Raw genomic sequence first — 17113 nt, forward strand, 5'->3', positions numbered from 1 at the left:
GTGAGAGCTTAATAAAATAATATATTTTAGCATAAAATGGGAACGTTCCCACTGTATGCAGAGGAGGTAAATATGAGGTTCGGATATTTTGATCGACAGAACAGAGAGTATGTTGTTACAAGGCCTGATACACCAACGCCATGGATTAATTACATAGGCAGCGGAAATTACGGGGGGATAGTTTCCAATACAGGAGGAGGGTACAGTTTCCATAAGGACCCTCAAAATCGCAGGGTAACACGATACAGATACAACAATATACCAATGGACAGACCCGGACGGTACGTTTATATAAGAAATAAGGACACAGGGGAGTACTGGAACCCCGGATACCAGCCTGTCCAGAAAAACCTGGACGGTTACAGCTGCCGTCACGGTCTAGGCTACACTGTTCTGACCGGAGAATATAAAGGGGTTATAGGAGAGGTTACATATTTTGTACCCGACGATAAGAACTTTGAACTATGGTTTGTAAAAGTATCCAATACCCGGAGTATAAAGCAGAATCTTCAGGTTTTCGCATACTCCGAATTCTGCTTCTGGGATGCAATCATGGATCAACAAAATGTTGACTGGGTTCAACAGATTAATCAGGGCAGGTTCGATGATGGAATTATCACATGGCATCCGCACCACATAAGTGACAATGCTGCTTTTTTTGCAACAGGTGAAAAAGTAAACAGCTTTGATACCAATCTGGAAACCTTTATAGGAAAGTATAGATCGGAAAGCAATCCTATTGCCTTGGAACAGGGAGGTTGCAGTAATTCCGTATCTTACAGGACAAACGGAGTAGGAGCCTTTTGCATCGATTGTGATCTTGGCCCCAATGAAGAGCGTGAGTTGGTTTTTGTACTTGGGTTTGCAGAGGAAAAATCAGAAATAAAAAAAGACATAAAGGATTACCTGTTGCCGGAAAATGCTAAGGCAGCTTTCAGCAGACTACAGGGTTCATGGGTTGACTTTATATCCAAGCTCAGTGTTGAAACACCTGATGAGGATATGAACCTATTTGTAAACATATGGAACCAGTATCAGTGCAAAACAACCTTTAACTGGTCAAGATTTGTTTCACTGTATCAACTGGGTCTGGGAAGAGGTATGGGTATCAGAGACAGTGCCCAGGATACACTAGGGGTAATGCATACCATACCCGGGGAGGCTAAGGAGCTTATTATAAAGCTTCTCAAATGTCAGTACACGGATGGAAGGGCATATCATTTATTCTTTCCGCTTACAGGGGAAGGCGGACAGGGGGATGCTCCCGTCAAGAAATTTGACTGGTACTCCGATGACCATCTGTGGCTAATACTTGCTGTAAATGCGTATATAAAGGAAACAGGAGATTTTGATTTTCTTAACATGGAAGTTCCGTATAACGATAAAATTACCTCCCAGACGGTAATGCAGCACCTTGATAAGGCCTTGGAATTTACAAATAATAACCGTGGTCCTAACAATATTGCTCTTGCAGGCCGTGCTGACTGGAATGACACACTTAACCTTGATACCGGTAAGGGTGTTGCAGAAAGTGTATTTACGTCTATGCTTTATTGCAGGGCATTAATAGAAATGATTGAAATACTGGAATTCTTAAAAAGGACGGATATGATAGGAAAATATTCCAACATGTATGAGGATATGAAGAACGCCATAAACGATACCTGTTGGGATGGAGAATGGTACAAGAGGGCTTTTGATGATAACAGTCAGCCTCTTGGCTCAAAGGAAAACAAGTTCGGTAAAATATTTATAAATTCCCAGTCATGGGCAGTTTTAAGCAAAGTAGCGGAAAACGGAAGAGAAGAGCAGTCAATGGAATCCGTCGAAAAGTATCTAAATTCAAAGTACGGGATTGTAACCATGTATCCTGCTTACACGGAGCATGACACCACAAAAGGCGGAGTAACGACATATCCTCCGGGAACAAAGGAAAATGGGGGGATTTTCCTTCACACAAATCCTTGGGTAATGATTTCAGAGGTAATGCTTGGCCACGGAGATAAGGCTTTTATGTATTACAATCAGATTTTGCCGGGCAAAAGGAATGATGATGCGGAACTTTATGAGGTCGAGCCTTACGTTTATTGCCAGAATATTTTGGGCAAAGAGCATCCTCAGTTCGGAATAGGCAGAAATTCCTGGCTTTCAGGAACGGCTGCTTGGAATATGGTAGCTTCCAGCCAGTACATACTGGGAATAAGGGCAAACTATGATTCACTGACGGTTGATCCGTGTATTCCTTCAAGCTGGAATGGTTTTAAAGCTACAAGGGTATTCAGGGGTGCTACCTATAATATAGAAGTACAAAATCCAAACAGGGTTTGTGCAGGGGTGGCAAAGATAATTGTAGACGGCGTTGAAGGGGAAAAGATTCCTGTATTTGAGGCGGGAACAGAGCACAACGTAGTGGTTGTAATGAAATAAGATAATTAAAAGGGAGTGCCGTTGAGGCACTCCCTTTGCTAATTCCTTTCTTTTGAGCAGAATCCATAAATCAAAACAAGTAATGAAATAATGAATTGAACCCCAAGCAAGAGCTTTAAGATGGGATTTATATCACTTAAAATCCCTCCATGGCTTCCGCCGTACGTCCTTTGGATTATGTATGCATCATTCAAGGTTATTACTGTCATTAATTCAAACATACATACAAACAGCAGAGCAATTCCGAATTTTATCATAGATAATCCGGTTTGGGATATTCTATATACATGTTGGGGAAGATCAGCTTGTTCCACAAGGTCTATATGACAGTCACTGCACTGTGTATAACCGTTTTCATATTCTACTTTACATTTTGGACAAATCATTATTGCAACCTCCTATAAAGCTTATATTTCTATCGACGAGATAAGATCTGCTTTTCTGCTTTCATTATCGGAGAGGTTTTTCTTTAGTTCCTTTCTGTTGGTTTCAAGAATTCTTAATGTTTTATTTATTTTATCCATAAGATTTCTTAGACTTTCAGCATCACTTCGTATCCTGTCTCTTACTTTTAAATCTGTAAAAATATTATCAAACCAGAAATCAACAGCTCTGGTAGTAGAATCGATTTCGGAAGAAAGGTACGAAGCCTGTAGATTCACATCCTTTAGTTCATTCTCGAAAGCCTTAACTTGAGAGTTCAATATATTGAAATTTCTTTGAGCTTCTTCAATATGGTTGTATTTTGCCGAATGAGTTAAAATTCCTCCATCCAGCCATACATCGAGCGTAGCAAGGTCTTCTGCCTTATTGAGATGCTCCATGGCATTGTTAGCTGTAATCAAAACATTGTTACCGGCTCTAATAGCTTCCTCTGCCTCAACCAGCTGCCCGGAAAGGAATTTATGTTCCTGCCCTAGTTCCATGTACGTTTTGTATGACTCGGCTGAGATATTGTTTTTTATTGATTCCTCACGTTTTGCCAATTCATCCTCTACTGTGCGTTTCAATTCGTAAAGTTCAGACAGCTTCACATTTAGTTCTGATTCTTGCTTTAACAATACACATACATTTTCAGTAGCCCTGTCATAATCCATTTTTGCAGCAAACATTTCTTGGGTTTCTTTATTTACTTTTCCCTCATATTTTCCTAAAATTTTTCGTAGAGAGTTTGCTAAGGAATCCTTTTTTATATTTTCCACATCCAGGGATTCAGCTTCAAATTTATGAAGAAGAGTATTCACATTGGCCTTAGCATCAGATACTTTTCCACGAATATTTTCCATTCTATGTTCCAGTACAGGTAGCACTTCGAGACGGTCTTTTATTTCCTGCAATTGCTTGTTGTCCATTTTAATCCCTCCAGTTATTTAAAATTATTATAATATAAAGAACCATATTCTCAATTTTTAGGTAATATGTATAGGCGGTGTATCAACAACATATATTATTTTTTTCAATACACTTTCGTTTTTCTCATAATAATCACTGTCCTTCAAGATACTAAGACTGGTTCCGTAATCTATAAGTCCTCTTGAAATAATTGTGCCTTTTCGTATAAGAATACTGTCAACCTTTAATATATTTCTCCAGAACTGCTTTGATCTTCGTAAATCTATATCCTTGCCGTTTTTAAACTTCAAAACATAGTGAAGGTCAACTTTTGAAATGGATTTTCTATTGTATGAACAGTAAACCTCAGCATTATTTACATCCTTCCAACTATATATTCGGCTTTTATTAAAAAAGCCTTCGTCCGAGATTATCTCATTCTCACTTACTTTTGTATATGTAGAAAAAAGCTGAATTACTAGTATTAAAAAAATAACTGAAATAATCAGAAAGACTTTCTCAATGCCCAGTCTTGTTATGGTTTTGTATAGTATAGGAGGATAAAAACCTGCTTCTTCACGAGAAATAATTATACAAAATATAGCAAAACCATATAAGAAAAATACCCATTTCAGGAATCCTGAACTAACAAACAGTAAATCTCCCGTTGACATAAATGTTTTTTGTTGAATAAAAATAAAAAGATTGTAAAGCATAATTAAAATTATAGAAATCGGTGCACCTGTAAATACACATTTTAACGTAAAGCTAATTTTCTCTGCAGCATCCATGAAAACCTCATAAATTATAAAATATTTCCCATCCATTATATAATCTGGAAAAGCTGTAGTCAAATAGAAACAAGCAAATTTGTGCCTTGATTGTTTTAGTTTAAGTTGCTATAATACCTTTATATATGTGGTTTTGAAATTATAATTCAATTGCAATGATGGAGAAAAGTAAGCGAGAGACGAGTATTTCAGAGAGAAGGTATCACCGGCTGAAAGTACCTTTATTATACGACTTGCCCAAGTTCCCTCCGAAGCTGCAGCTTTGAACCGTGATATGTTTTTTATCATTTGTAGAGGCTGCCGGTTAAAACCGTTATATTTAAAAAAGAGTCCGGGTAAGTTTATCCGGAAATCCGGGTGGTACCGCGAAGATATCCTTCGTCCCTTTATTGGGGCGGAGGTTTTTTATTTTGTGACAGTAAGTAATGAAAGGAGATAATAGAAGTGATTGAAAAAATCAGTAATTTAAGAGATACTGCCATTGGTAGGATCAAGGAAGCTGTCAGCAGTGCAGAGGTAGAAGAACTCAGAGTAAAGCTGCTGGGCAAAAAAGGTGAATTGACTGAAATGCTAAAAGACCTCAAGAATATGGATATTGAGGAAAGAAAGCAGTTTGGGCAGGAAGCAAATGCATTGAAAAACGAATTAACTGAGATAATTGAAGGAAAATTCAAGGAGCTTAGTGTAAATGATGTAAAGAAGTCTTTATCCAACGGGTCAAACTTTGATATATCTTTACCGGGTACTAACTTCAAGCTCGGCTCTTTGCACCCTGTAACTATTGTACAAAAGGAAATAGAAAGAATATTTACGGGAATGGGCTTCAATATAGTTGATGGTCCTGAGGCAGAGGAAGAATTCTTTAATTTTGAGGCATTAAATATACCAAAGCACCATCCCGCAAGAGATATGCAGGACACATACTGGTTGGAAAACGGCTCTTTGCTGAGAACCCATACATCTCCATGCCAGGTTAGGGCAATGCAGAAGTACGGAGCACCTCTCAAGGTAATTGCTCCGGGAAGATGTTTCAGAAATGAAAGTACTGATACTTCACATGAAAATACATTCTTCCAGTTGGAAGGAATGATGATTGATAAAAACGTATCAATTGCAAATCTCATTTATGTAATGAAGTTGCTTTTGTCCGAAGTGTTTCAGAGAGATGTTAAAATAAGGCTTAGACCAGGGTTTTTCCCATTCGTTGAACCGGGCTTTGAACTTGACTTGAACTGTATGATCTGTGGCGGAAAAGGCTGTCCTACTTGTAAGCATTCAGGCTGGATAGAATTACTGCCTTGTGGAATGGTTCATCCTAATGTACTCCGCTACGGTGGCATAGACCCTGAGGAATATACAGGTTTTGCATTCGGACTTGGACTTACAAGACTTGCAATGATGAAATATGGAATAAGTGATATCCGTGTTCTTAATTCAGGCGATTTAAGGGCTATGGAACAATTTTCGGTAAGATAGGAGGGAAAAAGATTGAAAATATCATTAAACTGGATTAAAGATTATGTTGATTTAGAAGGCATTGATATAAAGGAATTATGGTATAGGTTTACCATGTCCACAGCTGAAGTAGAAGATGTGGAGTTTGTAGGACAGGACATAAAAAACGTAGTTGTGGCTAAGGTTTTAAGCGTAGTTCCCCATCCTGAATCCAAAAAGTTGAAAATTACACAGGTAGATTCCGGAGATGGTGTAATTCAGATTGTTTGCGGAGCTCCTAATGTAGCCGAAGGAATTCTGGTGCCATTGGTAAAAATCGGAGGTTCTGTAAATAAAATACCAAAGATAGGAAAGGCAAAACTTGTAGGAGTTGAAAGCTTTGGTATGCTGTGTTCTGCTTCAGAGCTGGGAATCAGTGATGATCACAGTGGGCTTCTTGTACTGGACGGCGATTATGCACCGGGAACAGATATAAAATCAATAATTGATATTGATGATGTAATTATTGAGATAGACAACAAGTCACTTACAAACAGGCCTGACCTCTGGGGACACTATGGAATTGCCCGAGAAATCGCAGCTATTTACGGCAGAGAGCTAAAGCCAATGAACCTTGATAGTCTGGAAGGTTCCGGGGAAAAGGCAAAACTGGATATAAGTGTTGAAGATACAGAGAAATGCCTCAGGTATTCAGGACTCAAAATAGATGGTGTAAAGAAACTGGAAACTCCGTTGAATATGAAGGTAAGGCTTTTCTACTGTGGAATGAGATCCATATCTCCATTGGTTGATTTAACCAACTACCTTATGCTTGAAATGGGCCAGCCAATGCATGCATTTGACAGCAGACAGGTGGAAAGCGGTATTGTTGTTCGTTCTACAAAAGAACCAACAATGTTCAAGACTCTTGACGGCATTGAGAGAAAGCTCCCAGAGGATGTACTGCTCATTTGTACAAAGGAGCGTCCTGTTGCAATAGCAGGTATTATGGGTGGGGAAAATTCAGAGGTACTGGATGACACCACCTCAATATTGCTGGAATCTGCTACTTTTGAGGGTTCATCAACCAGAAAAAGCTCAACCAAAATAGGACTTCGTACAGAAGCAAGTGCAAGGTACGAAAAAATGCTTGACCCAAATATGACAGTTCAGGCAATACAAAGGTTTGTAAAACTCCTTCGTGATATGCAGCCTGATATACAGTTTGCATCAGCTTTAACAGATGTTTATTGTAATAAGCTTGAACCAATTGATATAGAAATAACCAAACCGTATATCGACAAGTATATCGGAAACACCCTGACTACCGAAAAAATGGTTGAGATACTCCGGGCTCTGGAATTCAAGGTTGATGCGGACGGAGATACTTTCAGAATAAAAGTTCCTACCTTCAGAGCAACAAAGGATATAACTATGAAGGTAGATATAATAGAAGAAATAACAAGGGTTTTCGGTTATGATAACATTCAGCCTCAGACTCTTGATATTGCCTTGAAACCGCTGCAATATAATGAAGAAAGACTTCTTGACCACAAAATAAAGGAACTGCTTTCAGAAAGATTTGGTGCTTCCGAGGTCAACAGCTATATATGGTATGACAATACTTTCAATTCAAGAGCAGGTATTGAAACAAATGCACAGGTAAAGGTTCTGAACCCTCAGGCTCAGGATTCCAATACTTTGAGGGACAGTATGGTTCCCGAGATGCTTTCATTTGCTGAAAAAAATGAAAAGACGTATGACGATTTTTCATTGTTTGAAATCGGAAGTGTATTCAAAGCTGCAACCCCAAAGGATAAATGTGAACAGCATAAGAATATATGTGTTTTGGTTGCCAGCAAGATTAAAAGTGAAGACGAGCTTTTCTATGAATTGAAAGGAATGCTCTCCTTTATTGCCAAAACGGTAAAAAATATTGATCTTGAATTTACAGCAAGTACATGCGGAAATAACTGGGTTCATCCTATGAAATCAGTTGATGTGAGCTTTAACGGGAATATGATGGGATACATTTCGGTAGTTCACCCGATGATTAAGAAAAACATCGGCAAAAAACTGAACATTGCAGTCTTTGAGATAAACAGGGATGTTCTCCAGAGTATTGAACAAAAACTGGTTAAATACAAGGAACCGTCCAAATATCCGGAAGTTCTTCTTGACTACAGCTTCCTGGTTGACACTAGTGTAACATTTGACAAGCTGATGCAAGATATCAGAGGCTTCAAGTCAAAGGTACTAAACAGTTTTGAGTTTGTTACAATATACAATGGAAAAGGCTTACCGGAAGGAAAGAAGAGTATGACTTTCAGATTTGTAATCGGTTCAGCTGAAAAAACCCTTTCCAGTGAGGATATAAATGAATTTGCAAACAGTCTGCTGAATTATATGGCGGGAATTGGTTACACCCTCAGATAATGTTGCAGTAGTTACTGATATTAATTAATAAAAGCACATTAGCGAAAAGCCCTATTTACATTGGTTTCCAGCTAATGTGCTTGCTTTTTATTTATATATTTATTCTTGATTTTTCAACTGATTTTCATAAGCTTCAATCATTCTCTTAACCATCTGTCCACCAATAGGGCCGCCTTCAGAGCCATTCTGTTTTGCTGTCAAATCTCCCTTGTAGTGGTCGTTGTTCTCTTTTGTAAATTGAGTCCTGCCAATTTCAGCAGCACACTCCATCTTAAACCTTGTAAGAGCTTCTCTGCTGTCTTCCACAAGTGGTGTTTTAGGTCTCGACATAATAATTCTCCTTTTTGTTCATATTATTAACGGAAACATTCCGTTTAAATGTAGTTTTATCAACATTGCCGATTTTGTTACATGTAAATATTACTCGAATTGGTTCAGAGAACATTTCTTTTTATTATAAAAAAAGGAAATATAACTTTAATTTACTAGTACCTAATGTTATACTAGTAAAGATAAAATTCTTTAGCAAAGAGCAATTTAGGAGGGTACTTATGGAAAGAGTAACATTTGACAGCTCCAAAGCTTCCGGCTTTGTAAGCGATTACGAGATTAACTATTTCGAAGGCTACGTAGAACAAGCACACAAAATGCTTCACGAAAAAAACGGCCCTGGAAGTGATTTTTTAGGATGGGTTGATTTACCTTTAAATTATGATAAAGATGAATTTGCACGTATAAAGAAGTCAGCTGAGAAAATCAAATCCGATTCAGATGTGTTGATAGTTATAGGAATCGGAGGTTCATATCTTGGTGCAAGAGCAGCAATAGAAATGCTTTCACATTCTTTTTACAATATGCTTCCAAAGGATAAAAGAAAAACCCCTGAAATCTACTTTGTAGGAAACAACATTAGTTCTACTTATCTTTCTGACCTATTGGAATTAATAGAAGGTAAAGAAGTATCAGTTAACGTTATATCAAAATCAGGTACAACTACTGAACCTGCAGTCGCTTTCAGGATATTTAGGGAATACATGGAAAACAAGTATGGCAGACAGGAAGCTCAGAAAAGAATATATGCTACTACAGACAAGGCAAGAGGAGCTTTAAAGAAACTTGCTGATGAAGAAGGCTACGAGTCCTTTGTAATACCTGATGATGTAGGCGGCAGATTTTCAGTTCTGACAGCTGTTGGACTTCTGCCAATTGCTGTTTGTGGTGCAGACATTGATATGATTATGAAAGGAGCTCTTGACGCATACAATCAGTACAAGGACTTTGATTTCAAAAACAATGACTGTTACAGATATGCAGCTGCAAGAAATGCACTCTATAACAAGAATAAAACTATTGAAATTATGGTTAACTATGAGCCATCACTTCACTTCTTTACAGAATGGTGGAAGCAGCTTTACGGAGAAAGTGAGGGAAAGGATCAGAAGGGCATTTTTCCTGCAGGTGTTGATTTTACAACTGACCTTCATTCCATGGGGCAGTATGTACAGGATGGTTTGAGAAACCTGTTTGAGACTGTTATAAATGTTGGTAAGGCTAAGAAAAGCATAACAATAAAGGAAGATAAGGACAATATCGACGGTCTTAACTTCCTTGCCGGAAAAGAAATGGCTTTCGTTAACAATAAAGCCTTTGAAGGCACACTCCTTGCACATACAGATGGCGGAGTACCTAATCTTATCGTTAATGTTCCCGAACTTAATGAGTATTACTTCGGAAACCTTGTATACTTCTTTGAAAAGGCTTGCGGAATAAGCGGTTATCTTCTTGCTGTTAATCCGTTCAACCAGCCCGGTGTTGAGGCATACAAGAAAAATATGTTTGCACTCCTTGGTAAACCGGGATTTGAGGAACAGAAAAAGGAACTGGAAGCAAGACTTGGTAAGTAAATTATAAAAATTTTAATACTAAATTAGAAAAAACATATGACCGTAAAAAGTCATATGTTTATTTTTTTCGCTAAGTATCCCAAGTATATTCACATTGTTTAAAGCGAAGTATATAATTTAAGCAATAATAGGACATTAAGGAGATTACAATGGATAAATCAATCAAGCTAAAAATATCGGAAAATAAAAAAGTAAAAGGTGCAATATCAGATTTTACAATATCGTACTCCTCCAAAAATCCGAATAATAAAAGTGCCAGTAATAAAATAATATCAGCACTTAAAGGCAATGAAAATATAATTATTGAAATAGACAGTTCACTGATGACTTTGGATGAGGATAAAAAGAACTACTTACTCGGACGCCTGACAGCTGCTTTAGAGAGAATGAGCCTGAACTATATAATAAATAAGGTTTATTACGACAAAAAACGTTCATTCTTATCAGTTCCCATCGAAAGTAAAAAAGTTGAGGGTTTGGAAATCTATGTTTTTGCCGACGATAATATTTGGGGAAATGAAGAATTCACAGATGTGATTCCTGAGTACGGAGTAAGGTACTATATTTCAGGTGGATTTAATGATTTGGAAACCTTTACAGGAGAGGATGAAGAAGAACGTACTAACAAGTGCAGTATGGTTATTTTTGATCATATAATGCTCGGAAGTATGGGAATAAATACTTCAAAAAGCTTGGAAGAATTAAAAAGTATGTTGGATAAAAACATGCTATAAAAAGGCTCCTGACCGTTTCACATTGACTGTGTATAAAAAAACTGATATTGTTTACTTATATTATATATATTTGACAATAAGTAATAATATTTGGAGGTTTACCATGAATTATGAAGCTGCATTGGAATATTTACATGGTACCCTGAAGTTTGGCAGTATATTCGGGCTTGACAGAATTACCAAACTTTTGGAATTAATGGGTAATCCCCATAAAAAACTAAAGTTCATCCATATTGCCGGAACAAATGGCAAGGGTTCTACTACAGCATTTATCGGCAACATTCTGGTTGAATCGGGATACAGGACAGGAATGTTCACATCTCCGTATATTCAAAGATTTACCGAAAGAATTAAAGTTGATAACACTGAGATATCAAATAATGAACTGGCTGAACTGGTTTTACAAATAAAGAGAAAAATAGAAGAAATGGTAAGCAGTGGATTTGAACATCCTACAGAATTTGAAATTATTACTGCTGCTGCTATGGAATATTTCTACATAAAAAACTGTGATTTTGTAGTATTAGAAGTAGGCCTTGGGGGTATTGTAGATTCCACTAATGTAATAGATTTGCCGGAAGTATCGGTTATTACCACAATCAGTATGGATCATACGGATAGATTGGGAGATACCCTCGGGGAGATTGCATCCCATAAGGCGGGTATAATAAAACACAATGGAACGGTTGTACTTTATCCTCAGGAGCAAGAAGCTGAAGAAGTGATAAAAAGGGTTGCTAAAGAGAAAAACGCAAAAATACATAAAGTAGATTTTTCATCAATATTGGAAAAATCTTTCGGTTTAGAAGGGCTGATGTTTGATTATAAAGACTATGAAAACATAAAAATCGGTTTATTGGGCGATCACCAAATGAGAAATGCCGCAGTTGCAATTGATACCTGTGAACTTTTGTGTAATAAAGGATTTGCTATTACACATAGGAATATATTAGATGGGCTGGAAAAGACTATATGGCCCGGTAGGTTGGAAATTATTAACGAAAACCCTTTAGTTATGATAGACGGCGCACATAACCTGGAGGGTGGTCAGGCTCTGAATTCCGCAATGGACAAGTATTTTCTGCAAAAGAAAAAGATTTTTATAGTAGGATTTTTACGTGATAAGGATTTTAAAGGAATAATGGATATGTTGAGCACTAAAGCAGATACTATTATTACCGTCACTCCCAATAATGAGAGAGCTGTTCCATCCGCCGAACTGGCCGAAATTTTAAAGGTATACTCTCGTCGCATAATAAATGGAATGAGTATCGATAATGGATTACAGATTGCAGTTGGCCTTGCGGATAAAGAAAGCGTTATCTGCGCTTTTGGTTCACTTTATATGATTGGAGAAATAAGAGGACATTATAAATAGAAAAATTTAAACCACTTTGAAGGGAGCTTTTGTTATGGATTTGAAACAGGAAATCAGAAGTTTTACTCCTATCGACATAGAAAAACTATCCCAGGAAAAGAACGTGTCCGAAAAGGTAATAGACTCTGTAAAAGGGTACAATAAAGCCATAGAAAATCTGCGTACCGGCAGCGAAGATATAGCTATGATTGAGCTGAAGAAGGTCATTTCAGTTAATCCGGATTTTTATGATGCAGTTAATTTGCTTGGATTATGTTATGCGTATACAAATCAGATAGATAAGGCACAAGAACTTTTTGGCAGAGTCGCAGATGCAGAGGGCAATTCAGTTAAAGCAACAGAATATTTAAATTATATAGGCAGAGGAAGTACTTCCGGAAAGGGCAGTGGCAATATCAAAACAGTAAAGACCGAAGTAAATCCACAGAAGCCTGTTCAAAAAAACAGATCTGCAAAACCAAAAAAGCCTTCTAACGAAGAAGTACAAGCAGAATATGTATTAATCAAAAATTTAGGTTCACATTTAAAGAAACCTTCTGTTGCCGTAACCATAAACATTTTAAGCGTTATATGTCTTATAGCTGCAATAGCTGTTTTTATGTCAAATTATAAAAATACCAGCAGAAATGAAAGTGGGCCTGATACAACTGTAAATACAGAGCTAAATGAGAAATACGACATGGTAGTGTCTCAAAATGAAAAACTCAAGAAAGATTTGGATGCAGCCAATTTAAAATTAAAGCAAATACAGCTGTCTTCACAGTTATCCCAAGTATCAGGATTATATGGACAATACAAATATATTGAAGCTGCAGATAAGCTTTTAGCAATACCGGCAAAGGACTTGTCCGCAGATAGTAAAAAGAAATATGATTCCATCAAAGCTAATGTACTGAAAAACGCAGCAAACCAATTAACTGTAGAGGGAACCGGCCTTTTTAATAAAAAGAAATATAAAGAAGCAATTCAAAAGCTTGAAAAGGTGTTTACCTATGGAGCAAAATGGTCTTTTGGAGACAAGGCCCTCTACGTACTAGGTAAAAGTTATGTGGCAAACAATGAGCCTCAAAAGGGAGCAGAAACATATAAAAAGCTTATTAAAGACTACCCTGATTCATCATATGTGAAATATGCCAGAAGCAGGCTGGAGTCATTACAATAACATGTACGTATATAAAAGGCACTTTACACCACCACGTGTAAAAGTGCTTTTTTTGCAACTGCAATTTGTACATGTAGTGAGGGGATGTACAATATACTAATTAACTTCCCGCCATAATATATATACTTTAGATAGTTTTTTATCGAGGTATATGTATATGAATAAAAGAAGCCGAACAGTAAATATTGTACTCAGCGGAGGCGGAATAAAAGGCATAGCCTTTGCCGGAGCATATGAGGAAATTGAAAAAAAATATAAAAGAACAGGCAATGTTGCAGGTGTTTCAGCAGGTGCACTGGTGGGGGCCCTTATCGGAGCGGGATATACTTCAAGAGACTTAGGCAGGATTATGAAAGAGTTTGATTTTAGTTCATTATCAGACATGGGGGAGATACCAATGGATATCTCTATTGCTAACAGCATGAGAAGTATAGAGCAGGAAAAAAAGGTTCTTAATGAAAGTGATCTGGAAACATTGCTTCACCGTCAAGATTACACAGAACTAAATCTTGTCAGAAAATCCAAGGAAGACTTTGTTGGTTCCAGAGGAAACTTTCTTGTAAATCTGATTGCATTCAGTAAAAAGAATGCATTTTTGAATGGTGAGCTATTGGAAAGTTGGGTTGCTCAGCTCCTTGCCAACAAGGGAATACGTACCTTCAGTGATTTCCGGGGAGGAATAGCAGATAAGGTTAATCCCAGGGGTTACAAGGTAAGAATGACTGCGGTTGATGCCAATACCGGTAAAGTAATTGTTCTTCCCGATGACATGGCATTATATAATATTGACCCTGACCAACTGGAGGTTGCAAAAGCAGTAAGGATGAGCACATGTGTTCCTTTTGTTTTCGACCCGGTTACAATCGACTACAAAGATGCCGGAAACAAGCCTAAAACTCACTACATAATAGATGGAGGTGTTCTTGATAACTTTCCGGTTTGGCTCATTGACAGCACTGAAAACAATGTAGTTATAGGACTTAAACTGGAAGGCAAGGAGCCAAAAGGCCTTAGTTCTGCAGAACATATACTAAAAAAATTACTGCACTCTTCCCATGACACAGGGGTTCCAAAGAACTCCTACAACATAGATAATATTGCTCATATAAATACCGGGGATATCTCCTTTCTTGATTTTGATATAACTGACGAAGAATCCCTTTATCTCTATAATCAAGGCAAACTGGCTGTTCAGAAGCTTTTTGTCAGTATGCAGAAGAAAACCAGAGGATGGAGAATTTAGGGTAAATAGTTTTAATTGTTATATTAATGTTAACTGCTTCGTTGCTTTTTTTCGATTTTTATTATATTATTAAGTTTAATGAGAATAAGAAAGCTAAGGCGCTAAAGAATAAAGAATATATCTCATAAATAATATATGGTTGGGTATTTGGCAGGAGGTAAAAATGTTATATCGAAGCACAAGAGGAAGTTGCAGAAGTGTGAGTGCAGCTGAAGCTATAAAGAGAGGTATTGCAGCAGACGGAGGTCTGTTTGTACCTGAAAAGACAGTTCAGTTTAATCTTGAACAAATAGCTCTTATGAGTGAAATGAGTTATCAGGAAAGAGCCGTTAAGATACTGGAAGGTTATTTGGATGACTATACTTTCGAGGAACTTTCAGAGTGTGTAAACAAGGCTTATACCGCAGAGAAATTTGAAAGTAATGATATTGCTCCTTTGCATAAGCTTTATGATTCGGTAAATATACTGGAACTGTGGCATGGGCCTACAAGTGCATTCAAAGATATGGCTCTGCAAATACTTCCACATTTTCTTGTTAAAGCACTTAAGAAAACTGGGGAAAAAGAAGAGATAGTTATTCTGGTCGCAACTTCAGGAGATACAGGAAAAGCTGCTCTTGAAGGATTCAAGGATGTAAAAGGGACAAAGATTATAGTATTTTTCCCAAGCGAAGGCGTCAGCCAGGTACAGAAAATGCAAATGGTTACCCAGGAGGGTGGCAATGTACACGCTATAGCTGTAAACGGCAATTTTGATGATGCTCAGAATGGTGTTAAAAGAATATTCGGTGATGAGGATGTATCGGTATTAATGGAAGAAAACGGATACAAGTTTTCATCAGCAAATTCTATAAACTGGGGCAGACTCGCACCACAAATCGTTTATTATTTTTCAGCATATGCTGATATGATAAAGAAAGGTGAAATTAAAGCAGGGGAAAAGATTAATTTTGTTGTTCCTACAGGTAATTTCGGTAATATTCTGGCCGCATATTATGCAATGCAGATGGGCTTACCTGTTAACAAGCTAATTTGTGCTTCAAATGACAATAATGTGCTGACAGATTTTATTAATACAGGCGAATACAATAAAAACAGAGATTTCAAAAAGACTTTGTCTCCATCAATGGATATTCTCATATCAAGCAATTTGGAACGCCTTTTGTACCTGATAACCGGTGATAATGCCGAAAAGGTTTGCGAATGGATGAACAAGCTTAAAAATGAAGGTTCATATACTGTAGATCAGGATACCAAAAAGAAAATCCAGAATATATTCTGGGCAGGTTATTCAAATGACAGTGATACTTTAAAAACGATTGAAAGTGTTTATCAGGAGACAGGATACGTAGTTGACACACATACTGCGGTTGCAGTGGATGTATATGACAAATATGTTATCTCCACAAGCGATGTTACAAAAGCGGTTATTGTTTCTACAGCCAGCCCGTTCAAGTTCAATGAGAGTGTTGTAAAAGCAATTGCAGGAGAAGAGACGATTAAAGGAAAGACTGAGTTCGAGTTGCTGTCTGTACTGTCTGAAAAGTCAGGCCTTAGAATTCCTGCTCCATTAAAGGAATTGGATAAAAAGCCTGTTCTTCACAAAGGTTTTTGCGAACCTATAAACATGATTGATAAGGTTAAGGATGCATTAAATATTCAAGAAAATATCAAAACAGAAAAATAAATATAAATATAAAAAAAGGCACTGATCTTGTATGATTAGTGCTTTTTTAGTTGCATTAAAAGAAAAAATATGCTAATATTACACCAAGGAAACACAATTGTACGTATCACACGGACAGGAGAAAATATGAAACAAGAATCTATATTTTTTTTAGTTGATTCATTTATTTTGCCAGACATATTTGCAAAGGTTATAGAAGTTAAAAAGATTCTTAGTCTTGGTAAAATAAAAACTGTTAACGATGCCGTCAAAGAAGTAGGAATCAGCAGAAGCGCCTACTACAAATACAAAGATTATGTTTTCCCTTTTAATGAGACATCAAGGGGTAAGGTCATAACGTTATTTTTCGTTGTAGAAGACTTTGCGGGCATTCTATCGAGTATTATAAATAAAATTGCTTCAGCCAGTGCAAATATATTGACAATAAACCAAAACATACCTATAAATGGTTTGGCAGATGTGACAATTTCTATTGAAACTATGAATATGAAAATAGATATTCAAAATCTTTTAACAGAGATTAACAAGGTTGAGGGTGTCAGAAAAAGTGAAATATTAGCTAGGTAATGTAACAAAATGTAATTT

General features: G+C 37.1%; 14 protein-coding genes and 1 other annotated feature. Of the genes, 10 read left to right on the top strand and 4 right to left on the bottom strand.

Features of this window, described 5'->3' with window-relative positions; genetic code table 11:
• Positions 1-72: 72 nt before the first annotated feature.
• Positions 73-2427 (top strand): glycosyl transferase, encoded by a 2355-nt coding sequence (locus CLO1100_RS05905; protein ID WP_014312842.1) that lies wholly within the window; start codon positions 73-75, stop codon positions 2425-2427.
• Positions 2428-2465: 38 nt separating this feature from the next.
• Here the strand turns inward: CLO1100_RS05905 and CLO1100_RS05910 are convergent, their stop codons facing one another.
• Genes CLO1100_RS05910 through CLO1100_RS05920 form a run of 3 tightly spaced genes read right to left on the bottom strand, consistent with a single transcriptional unit; the run spans position 2466 to position 4550 of the window.
• Positions 2466-2813: a hypothetical protein gene (locus tag CLO1100_RS05910; protein ID WP_014312843.1), complete on the bottom strand. Its 348-nt coding sequence runs from the start codon at positions 2811-2813 to the stop codon at positions 2466-2468.
• Between the two features lie 21 nt (positions 2814-2834).
• Positions 2835-3779, bottom strand: coding sequence for a hypothetical protein (locus tag CLO1100_RS05915; RefSeq protein WP_014312844.1), 945 nt, complete (start codon positions 3777-3779; stop codon positions 2835-2837).
• A gap of 57 nt (positions 3780-3836) precedes the next feature.
• Complete coding sequence (locus CLO1100_RS05920) at positions 3837-4550, bottom strand: hypothetical protein (RefSeq protein ID WP_014312845.1); 714 nt, start codon at positions 4548-4550, stop codon at positions 3837-3839.
• Positions 4551-4696: 146 nt separating this feature from the next.
• Positions 4697-4939: a binding site (T-box leader), on the top strand.
• Between the two features lie 55 nt (positions 4940-4994).
• On the opposite strand from CLO1100_RS05920, the gene pheS reads away from it, so the two are divergent.
• Together pheS and pheT are read left to right on the top strand one after the other, a co-directional pair.
• Positions 4995-6026: a phenylalanine--tRNA ligase subunit alpha gene (pheS, locus tag CLO1100_RS05925; RefSeq protein ID WP_014312846.1), complete on the top strand. Its 1032-nt coding sequence runs from the start codon at positions 4995-4997 to the stop codon at positions 6024-6026.
• Positions 6027-6038: 12 nt separating this feature from the next.
• Entirely contained in the window at positions 6039-8420 is a 2382-nt protein-coding gene (gene pheT / locus CLO1100_RS05930) for a phenylalanine--tRNA ligase subunit beta (RefSeq protein WP_014312847.1), read from the top strand.
• A 99-nt stretch (positions 8421-8519) separates the two neighbouring features.
• On the opposite strand, the gene CLO1100_RS05935 is transcribed toward pheT, so the two are convergent.
• Positions 8520-8750, bottom strand: coding sequence for an alpha/beta-type small acid-soluble spore protein (locus CLO1100_RS05935; RefSeq protein ID WP_014312848.1), 231 nt, complete (start codon positions 8748-8750; stop codon positions 8520-8522).
• A gap of 221 nt (positions 8751-8971) precedes the next feature.
• Between CLO1100_RS05935 and CLO1100_RS05940 the strand changes: the two genes are divergently transcribed.
• The 7 genes from CLO1100_RS05940 to CLO1100_RS05970 all read left to right on the top strand — a co-directional run bounded on the left by CLO1100_RS05940 (position 8972) and on the right by CLO1100_RS05970 (position 17095).
• Positions 8972-10324, top strand: a complete 1353-nt coding sequence (locus tag CLO1100_RS05940) for a glucose-6-phosphate isomerase (RefSeq protein WP_014312849.1) — start codon at positions 8972-8974, stop codon at positions 10322-10324.
• A 149-nt stretch (positions 10325-10473) separates the two neighbouring features.
• Positions 10474-11058, top strand: coding sequence for a hypothetical protein (locus tag CLO1100_RS05945; RefSeq protein WP_014312850.1), 585 nt, complete (start codon positions 10474-10476; stop codon positions 11056-11058).
• 103 nt (positions 11059-11161) lie between these two features.
• Positions 11162-12436 (top strand): folylpolyglutamate synthase/dihydrofolate synthase family protein, encoded by a 1275-nt coding sequence (locus tag CLO1100_RS05950; protein WP_014312851.1) that lies wholly within the window; start codon positions 11162-11164, stop codon positions 12434-12436.
• A gap of 34 nt (positions 12437-12470) precedes the next feature.
• Positions 12471-13598, top strand: a complete 1128-nt coding sequence (locus CLO1100_RS05955) for a tetratricopeptide repeat protein (protein ID WP_014312852.1) — start codon at positions 12471-12473, stop codon at positions 13596-13598.
• 157 nt (positions 13599-13755) lie between these two features.
• Positions 13756-14841, top strand: coding sequence for a patatin-like phospholipase family protein (locus tag CLO1100_RS05960; RefSeq protein ID WP_014312853.1), 1086 nt, complete (start codon positions 13756-13758; stop codon positions 14839-14841).
• Between the two features lie 163 nt (positions 14842-15004).
• Complete coding sequence (gene thrC / locus CLO1100_RS05965; protein WP_014312854.1) at positions 15005-16528, top strand: threonine synthase; 1524 nt, start codon at positions 15005-15007, stop codon at positions 16526-16528.
• Positions 16529-16654: 126 nt separating this feature from the next.
• Positions 16655-17095: an ACT domain-containing protein gene (locus tag CLO1100_RS05970; RefSeq protein WP_014312855.1), complete on the top strand. Its 441-nt coding sequence runs from the start codon at positions 16655-16657 to the stop codon at positions 17093-17095.
• Positions 17096-17113: the final 18 nt, after the last annotated feature.

The sequence above is a fragment of the Clostridium sp. BNL1100 genome, assembly GCF_000244875.1.
Lineage (GTDB): Bacteria > Bacillota > Clostridia > Acetivibrionales > DSM-1351 > Ruminiclostridium.

Bases quoted from the DNA above. Each gene is read 5' to 3' on its own strand.
- CLO1100_RS05905 (WP_014312842.1), top strand. From the start codon at position 73: ATGAGGTTCGGATATTTTGATCGACAGAACAGAGAGTATGTTGTTACA.
- CLO1100_RS05910 (WP_014312843.1), bottom strand. From the start codon at position 2,813: ATGATTTGTCCAAAATGTAAAGTAGAATATGAAAACGGTTATACACAG.
- CLO1100_RS05915 (WP_014312844.1), bottom strand. From the start codon at position 3,779: ATGGACAACAAGCAATTGCAGGAAATAAAAGACCGTCTCGAAGTGCTA.
- CLO1100_RS05920 (WP_014312845.1), bottom strand. From the start codon at position 4,550: ATGGATGCTGCAGAGAAAATTAGCTTTACGTTAAAATGTGTATTTACA.
- CLO1100_RS05935 (WP_014312848.1), bottom strand. From the start codon at position 8,750: ATGTCGAGACCTAAAACACCACTTGTGGAAGACAGCAGAGAAGCTCTT.
- CLO1100_RS05940 (WP_014312849.1), top strand. From the start codon at position 8,972: ATGGAAAGAGTAACATTTGACAGCTCCAAAGCTTCCGGCTTTGTAAGC.
- CLO1100_RS05945 (WP_014312850.1), top strand. From the start codon at position 10,474: ATGGATAAATCAATCAAGCTAAAAATATCGGAAAATAAAAAAGTAAAA.
- CLO1100_RS05950 (WP_014312851.1), top strand. From the start codon at position 11,162: ATGAATTATGAAGCTGCATTGGAATATTTACATGGTACCCTGAAGTTT.
- CLO1100_RS05955 (WP_014312852.1), top strand. From the start codon at position 12,471: ATGGATTTGAAACAGGAAATCAGAAGTTTTACTCCTATCGACATAGAA.
- CLO1100_RS05960 (WP_014312853.1), top strand. From the start codon at position 13,756: ATGAATAAAAGAAGCCGAACAGTAAATATTGTACTCAGCGGAGGCGGA.
- thrC (WP_014312854.1), top strand. From the start codon at position 15,005: ATGTTATATCGAAGCACAAGAGGAAGTTGCAGAAGTGTGAGTGCAGCT.
- CLO1100_RS05970 (WP_014312855.1), top strand. From the start codon at position 16,655: ATGAAACAAGAATCTATATTTTTTTTAGTTGATTCATTTATTTTGCCA.